The organism is Rhizobium leguminosarum, from assembly GCF_001679785.1.
GTDB classification, from domain to species: domain Bacteria; phylum Pseudomonadota; class Alphaproteobacteria; order Rhizobiales; family Rhizobiaceae; genus Rhizobium; species Rhizobium leguminosarum_R.
Genome location: NZ_CP016286.1, coordinates 4090573 through 4097500, shown reverse-complemented (window position 1 = coordinate 4097500; position 6928 = coordinate 4090573). Strand labels below are relative to the sequence as shown.

At 61.9% G+C, this 6928-nt stretch carries 6 protein-coding genes (1 of these 6 cut by a window edge); 4 read left to right on the top strand and 2 right to left on the bottom strand.

Annotation, left to right across the window (positions count from 1 at the left end; translation table 11 throughout):
* The 3 genes from hrpB to BA011_RS19945 all read left to right on the top strand — a co-directional run.
* On the top strand, positions 1–1271 hold the 3' portion of the coding sequence (hrpB, locus tag BA011_RS19955) for an ATP-dependent helicase HrpB (RefSeq protein ID WP_065281717.1). The gene continues 1195 nt to the left of window position 1, outside the view; the window shows 1271 of its 2466 coding nt (coding positions 1196–2466); the start codon falls outside the window, past its left edge; its stop codon occupies positions 1269–1271.
* A 23-nt stretch (positions 1272–1294) separates the two neighbouring features.
* Positions 1295–2623 (top strand): ActS/PrrB/RegB family redox-sensitive histidine kinase, encoded by a 1329-nt coding sequence (locus BA011_RS19950; protein ID WP_186806467.1) that lies wholly within the window; start codon positions 1295–1297, stop codon positions 2621–2623.
* A 68-nt stretch (positions 2624–2691) separates the two neighbouring features.
* Positions 2692–3270, top strand: coding sequence for an ActR/PrrA/RegA family redox response regulator transcription factor (locus tag BA011_RS19945; protein WP_027682291.1), 579 nt, complete (start codon positions 2692–2694; stop codon positions 3268–3270).
* Positions 3271–3282: 12 nt separating this feature from the next.
* Here BA011_RS19945 and BA011_RS19940 read toward each other — a convergent pair whose 3' ends face one another.
* Positions 3283–3777 carry an MmcB family DNA repair protein gene (locus BA011_RS19940; protein WP_065281716.1) on the bottom strand — a complete coding sequence of 165 codons (495 nt, stop codon included), beginning with the start codon at positions 3775–3777 and terminating at the stop codon, positions 3283–3285.
* A 179-nt stretch (positions 3778–3956) separates the two neighbouring features.
* On the opposite strand from BA011_RS19940, the gene BA011_RS19935 reads away from it, so the two are divergent.
* Entirely contained in the window at positions 3957–4640 is a 684-nt protein-coding gene (locus BA011_RS19935; protein WP_017962671.1) for a L,D-transpeptidase, read from the top strand.
* 69 nt (positions 4641–4709) lie between these two features.
* On the opposite strand, the gene BA011_RS19930 is transcribed toward BA011_RS19935, so the two are convergent.
* On the bottom strand, positions 4710–6881 hold the full coding sequence (locus tag BA011_RS19930; protein WP_065281715.1) for a malate synthase G: 2172 nt from the start codon (positions 6879–6881) through the stop codon (positions 4710–4712).
* Positions 6882–6928: the final 47 nt, after the last annotated feature.

The window sequence follows — 6928 nt, the reverse complement described above, 5'->3', positions numbered from 1 at the left end:
TGCTTGGCCAGCTTGGCGCACTCGACAAGGACGGAGCGCTGACAGCGCGCGGCAAGGTGATGCGCGATCTGGCTTTGCCGCCGCGGCTTGCCGCCATGGTCGTCTCGGCGGGAGAAGCGGGACACGCTCGGGATGCGGCGATGATCGCCGTGCTTCTCACCGAACAGGGGCTTGGCGGAACGAGTGTCGATATCGAGGAGCGGCTGCGACGTTTCAAGGCCGAGCGGGGCGAGAGAGCAGAGGCCTCGCGGCGGCTGGCGGGGCGGCTGGCGAGTGGCCTCGACAGGGTTGCCTCAGCGGCGCCGGCGCTTGCCGGCCAGATGCTGCTGCATGCATTCCCGGATCGAATCGCACTTCAGCGCGGCGGGCGCGGCCGGTTCGTGATGGCGAACGGGCGCGGAGCAGAACTGCCGGAAACCGAGAGGCTGGCCGGCAGCCAGATGCTGGTGATTGCCGACCTGACCGGACGGGCGGCGCAGGCGCGGGTTCTGGCGGCAGCCGAGGTGACACGCGGCCACATCGAAGCCGAGTTGCCTGGTGAGATCCAAACCGGCGACCAGATATTCTTCGACCGGCAAAGCCGGCAAATCCGGGCGCGGCGAGCAACCCGGCTCGGCGCGATCGTCTTCGAAGAGACGCCCTTGCCGCGCCCTTCCGGGGCAGCGGTCACCCAGGCCCTGATGGAGGGAGTGCGCGAACTGGGGCTCGATCAGCTTGCCTTCTCGAAGGAAGCCATTCAGCTTCGCGAGCGGATCGGCTTCCTCCACAGGACGATCGGCGAGCCCTGGCCCGATGTCAGCGACGATGCCCTGCTTTCCCGGCTGGACGACTGGTTCGCACCCTTCCAGACGGAGGCGCGCGGCCTTTCGGAGATTTCCGCGGCCGGGCTTTCGAACGGACTGATGTCGCTGGTGCCGCACGAATTGCAACGCGACCTTAGCCGGCTTGCGCCGACCCATTTCGAATCGCCGACCGGCCAAAGGCATCCGATCCAATATGAGGGCGAGGAGCCGGTTCTGACGATCCGCGTGCAGGAGCTGTTTGGACTGAAGCAGCATCCGGCCATTGCCGGTGGCCGCCTGCCGCTGCTGCTCGAGCTCACCTCGCCGGCGCACCGGCCGATCCAAACGACACGCGACCTGCCGGGCTTCTGGGCCGGCTCCTGGAAGGATGTGCGTGCCGATATGCGCGGGCGCTATCCCCGGCATCCCTGGCCGGAGCGGCCGGAGGATGCGTTGCCGACGACACGGGCAAAACCGCGTGGTACATGAGGGCCATTCAAGGAGCCCTCGGCATGATCGATAAGCCTGACATGATCGACAAGACGGAAGGCTATACGCTGGAGGATCGGCATAATAGCCGCAGGCTGCGCCTGCAGACGCTGGTGCGGCTGCGCTGGCTTGCCGTCGGCGGACAGGCGCTGACGGTTTTCATCGTTGCCTTCTGGCTCAAATTTCCCCTGCCGCTGATTGCCAGCTCTTCGTTGATCGCCGCCCTGGCCTGGGTGAATTTCTACCTGACGATTCGTTATCCGCCGACGCATCGGCTGGAGCCGCCGGCCGCCTTTGCGCTGCTCGGCTTCGACCTTTTGCAGCTCTGCGCGCTGCTTTTCATCACCGGCGGCCTTGCCAATCCTTTCGCAGCGCTCGTCTGCGTGCCAGTCATCATCTCTTTTGCCTCACAGCCGATCCGCTATAGCACCGCGCTGATCGGCGTTGCGATGGTCTGCATTACGGTGCTTGCCTTTTCGCCCTTTCCGCTGCCCTGGTTCGACGGGGCCGAGATCAACGTGCACAACGTCATGCAGTTCGGTGTCTGGTGCTCGATCGCCTCGACCATGGCATTCGCCGCTTTCTATGCCTATCGGGTCTCGATGGAAGCGAGCCAGCTTGCCGATGCGCTGGCTGCGACCGAACTGGTGCTGCAGCGGGAAAAGCATCTGTCGCAGCTCGACGGACTGGCGGCGGCGGCGGCCCATGAACTCGGAACGCCGCTTGCGACGATCAGCGTCGTCGCCAAGGAAATGGAGCGGGAACTCAAGAATGACGATCGTTTCCGCGAGGATGTGATGCTGCTTCGTAGCCAGAGCGAACGCTGCCGCGACATCCTGCGGCGGCTGACGACGCTTTCTTCCGAAGGCGAGGCGCATATGCGCCGGCTGCCGCTTTCCTCGATGATCGAGGAGATCGTCGCCCCGCACCGGGAATTCGGCATCAGATTGGAGCTTATCGAAAAGAGCCCGCGCAAGGGCGAGCCGGTCACCGACCGCAATGCCGGCATCATGTACGGGCTCGGCAATCTGATCGAAAATGCCGTCGATTATGCGCGAGAGAAAGTGATCGTTACCGTCGAGCACGATCACGACAAAGTGCTGATCGTCATCGAGGACGACGGCAACGGTTATGCGCCCGATATTCTGACGCGGATCGGCGAACCCTATGTGACGAAGCGGCAGAAGGAGGATACGGCAGGCGGCCTCGGGCTCGGGCTTTTCATCGCCAAGACGCTGCTGGAGCGCTCCGGCGCATCGCTGGTTTTCGAGAACCGCGACCCGGAAAATGCGGGCGCACGCATCCGGATCGAATGGCCGCGCATGCTGATCGACGCAAATTCGACAAAATGACTTTGTCGGCATAAACAGGATATAAGCGGTTGACGCAGATCGGGCGCTCAACCGCCAGGACCGAGACGATGACAGAACAGAATCATGACAATTTCACCGCGTCGGACGAGGACCATATCGGTCCCGACGCCAGCCTGCTGATCGTCGACGACGACGGGCCGTTCCTGCGCCGCCTAGCGCGGGCGATGGAGACACGCGGCTTCCAGGTAGAGACGGCCGAATCAGTGGCGGAGGGCGTTGCGAAATCGAAAGGCCGGCCGCCGAAATATGCGGTGGTCGACCTTCGGCTCGGCGACGGCAATGGGCTCGACGTCATCGAGGCGATCCGCCAGCGGCGCGACGACACCAGGATCATCGTGCTGACCGGCTATGGCAATATCGCAACGGCGGTCACGGCCGTGAAGCTCGGCGCCGTCGATTATCTTGCAAAGCCTGCGGATGCCGACGACGTGTTTTCGGCGCTGACACAGCGGCCGGGCGAGAAGGCGGAGCTTCCCGAAAACCCGATGTCGGCCGACCGAGTGCGCTGGGAGCACATCCAGCGGGTCTATGAAATGTGCGAACGCAATGTTTCCGAAACGGCGCGCCGGCTCAACATGCACCGGCGGACGCTGCAGCGCATTCTTGCCAAACGCGCGCCGAAATAGACAAGCCATCTATTAAACGTCATCCACGGTGAACGGCTTTCCATTTGCCCACTCGGCGATCATCAGCCTTTGCGCGGCGGCGCGCGAGAAGTTGAGGGTGACGGATTTGCGCGTTGCCGGCGCCATGCGGTGTTCCGGCGCTTCGCGAATCATGTGGGCGCCATAACCATCCGACAGGAACAATCCGCATTCCTCGGGAAAGATCTCCAACGGCACATCCTGGTGAGTCGCGAAGAACAGGCGATCGCAATGCAGCCTGTATTCCGGCCATTTGCGATCCACCCTGAAATCTTCGATCGAGGTCTTGATTTCGATGATCCAGACCTCGCCCTTTTCCGAAAGCGTGATCAGATCGGCACGGCGGCCGCTGGCCAGCGGCAGTTCAGGCAGCACGGCGTGGCGCATTTCATGGAGCAATATCTGCGTTCCGCGCCGCACCATCATGGCCCTGTCCGATTGCCGGCCATCGATTAACGGATTGTTATTGTAAACACTCAAAATCGTCATGGATAACCATCAGAGGGGCTGGCGTGTTGTTGCAAAAAAACCATGCGCTTCTAATTTGCGCGGCAGACGGATTTGTCGCGCTGCAGTAGCCTTGCAAAGCGCAAGTTAATCGAAAATAAACCATAATCAACGATGGTCGAAAGACCGTTCTCCTTGCCCCAAAACTTCAAGAGTCATCCATGCGCATCCGCAATGCATTCCCTGTCTTTGGCCTGCTGGCGACATTCGCTCTGGCCGGTTGCTCGACGACCTCAGACAGCGCATCCGTCGACGACAAGGGCGCAGGCCCGACGGTTCAGACGGCACAGATCTTCAATGACGCCTACGGCCTGACGAAGGATGCCGGATACTCCCTACCGGCGATCCCGATCGACAGGGTCAAGCCGCAATTCCGCCGCCAGGTCGTCAGCTACCAGACCACAGAGCGTCCCGGAACGATCATCGTCAACACGCGCGAGCGCTTCCTCTATTACATCCTGGCCAACGGCAAGGCGATGCGCTACGGCATCGGCGTCGGCAAGCAGGGCTTCGCATGGGCCGGCACCGCCTACGTCGCCTGGAAGCAGGAATGGCCGAACTGGCACCCGCCGAAGGAAATGGCCGTCCGCCGGCCTGATCTCGCCAAATACGTCGAGGACGGCATGGGTCCGGGTCTCAGCAATCCGCTCGGCGCGCGCGCCATGTATCTCTTCAACGAGGACGGCAAGGACACGCTCTTCCGCCTGCACGGCACGCCGGAATGGGCTTCGATCGGCACCGCCGCTTCCTCGGGCTGCATTCGCCTGATGAACCAGGATGTCATCGATCTCTACAGCCGCGTCCGCCCGGGCAAGGGCACGTCCAAGGTCGTCGTCATTCAGTAAGCTAATTATCGAATTCGGTATAAAAAAGGCCGCCGAACTATCGTTCCGGCGGCCTTTTCGTATTCTCCGTCAGGCAGTCTGCTTCGCCTTGAGCTCGAGGCGGCGGCGGTGAAGCACCGGCTCGGTATAACCGTTCGGCTGTTCCCTACCCTTCAGGACGAGATCGAGGGCAGCCCGGAAGGCGATCGAATCGTCAAAGTTGCCGGCCATCGGCTGGTAGGTGGGGTCCGACGCATTCTGCCGGTCGACGACGGCGGCCATGCGCCTCATCGTCTCGATGATCTGAGCTTCGGTGACGACCTTGTGATGCAGCCAGTTCGCCATGTGCTGGGCCGAAATGCGCAGCGTCGCGCGATCTTCCATCAGGCCGACATTGTTGATGTCGGGCACCTTCGAGCAGCCGACGCCCTGATCGACCCAGCGCACGACATAGCCGAGGATTCCTTGAGCATTGTTGTCGAGCTCGCGCTGGATTTCGTCCGGTGTCCAATTCGGCCGCACCGCGACCGGCACGGAGAGAATATCGGAGAGTTTGGCGCGGGCGCGATCCTTCAGCCCCTGCTGCACACGGGCGACATTGACCCGGTGATAATGGGTGGCATGCAGGGTTGCGGCCGTCGGCGACGGTACCCAGGCGGTGTTGGCGCCGGCCTTCGGGTGGGCGATCTTCTGTTCGAGCATCGCCGCCATCAGATCCGGCATCGCCCACATGCCCTTGCCGATCTGGGCATGACCGGACAAGCCGCATTCGAGGCCGATGTCGACGTTCCAATTCTCATAGGCGGAAATCCAGGCCGCCTGGCGCATGTCGCCCTTGCGAATCATCGGGCCGGCTTCCATCGAGGTGTGGATCTCGTCGCCAGTGCGATCGAGGAAGCCGGTATTGATGAAGACGACGCGCTCGCGGGCGGCACGGATGCATTCCTTGAGGTTGACGGTCGTGCGGCGCTCCTCATCCATGATGCCCATCTTGATGGTGTTGCGCGGTAGGCCAAGCGCATCTTCGACCCGCGAGAAGATCTCGACGGCGAAGGCGACCTCTTCCGGCCCATGCATCTTCGGCTTGACCACATACATCGAGCCGGTCCGGGAATTCTTCCGCCGGCCGGAGGGACCAATATCATAAAGCGCGATCAGGCCGGTGATCGCAGCATCCATCATACCTTCAGGCACCTCGTTGCCGTCGCGGTCGAGGATCGCCGGGTTGGTCATGAGGTGCCCGACATTGCGCACCAGCATCAGCGAGCGCCGGTGTACCTCGAAGGCGGTACCATCCGGGCCGGCATATTGCAGATCCGGGTTGAGCGTGCGGATGAAGCTCGTTCCGCCCTTTGCCACTTCTTCCTGCAGATCGCCCTTCATCAGACCGAGCCAGTTGCGATAGACGACGACCTTGTCCTCGGCATCGACGGCGGCAATCGAATCCTCGCAGTCCATGATCGTCGTAATTGCCGATTCCAGCCAGACATCGGAAATATCAGCCGGATCGGCTTTCCCGATCGTCGTCGCCGCATCGATGACGATTTCAATGTGAATGCCGTTGTTCTTCAGGAGGATATGCGTCGGAGCGGCGAGATCGCCGCGATAGCCGGCAAAATGCTTGCCGTCCGTTAGCATGGCCTGCTCGCCATCGATCGATCTGACGACCAGCGCTCCATCCTTGACGGCGAAGCTTCCGACATCCTTCCAGCGGCAGTCCTGCAGCGGCGCTGATGCATCGAGGAAATCGCGCACCCAGGCGATGACCTTCTCGCCGCGCTTCGGATTGTAGCCCTTACCCTTCTCGGCGCCATCGCTCTCGGGAATGGCGTCCGTGCCGTAGAGCGCATCATAGAGTGAGCCCCAGCGGGCATTGGCGGCGTTCAAGGCGTAACGGGCGTTCATGACGGGAACGACGAGCTGCGGGCCGGCGATCGAGGCGATCTCCGGATCGACATTGTCGGTCGAAACCTGGAAGTCCGATCCCTCAGGCAAGAGATAACCGATTTCACGGAGGAAGGACTGGTATTCGTCCATATCCGCCGGCGCGCCATGCCGACGATACCAGTCGTCGATCTTTACCTGCAGCTCGTCGCGTTTTGCCAGCAGCGCACGATTTTTCGGGGCGAGATCGTGGACGATCGCGGAAAAATCGGCGAAAAACTTGTCCGCATCGACCGCCAGACCCGGCAGCACCTCCTTAACGAGGAAATCATGAAGGACGGTTTCGATGGCAAGACCGTTCTTATCAACGCGGCTCATGCGACATTCTCCCTGGCAACGACTTTCGAATGCTGCCACTTTGCCCG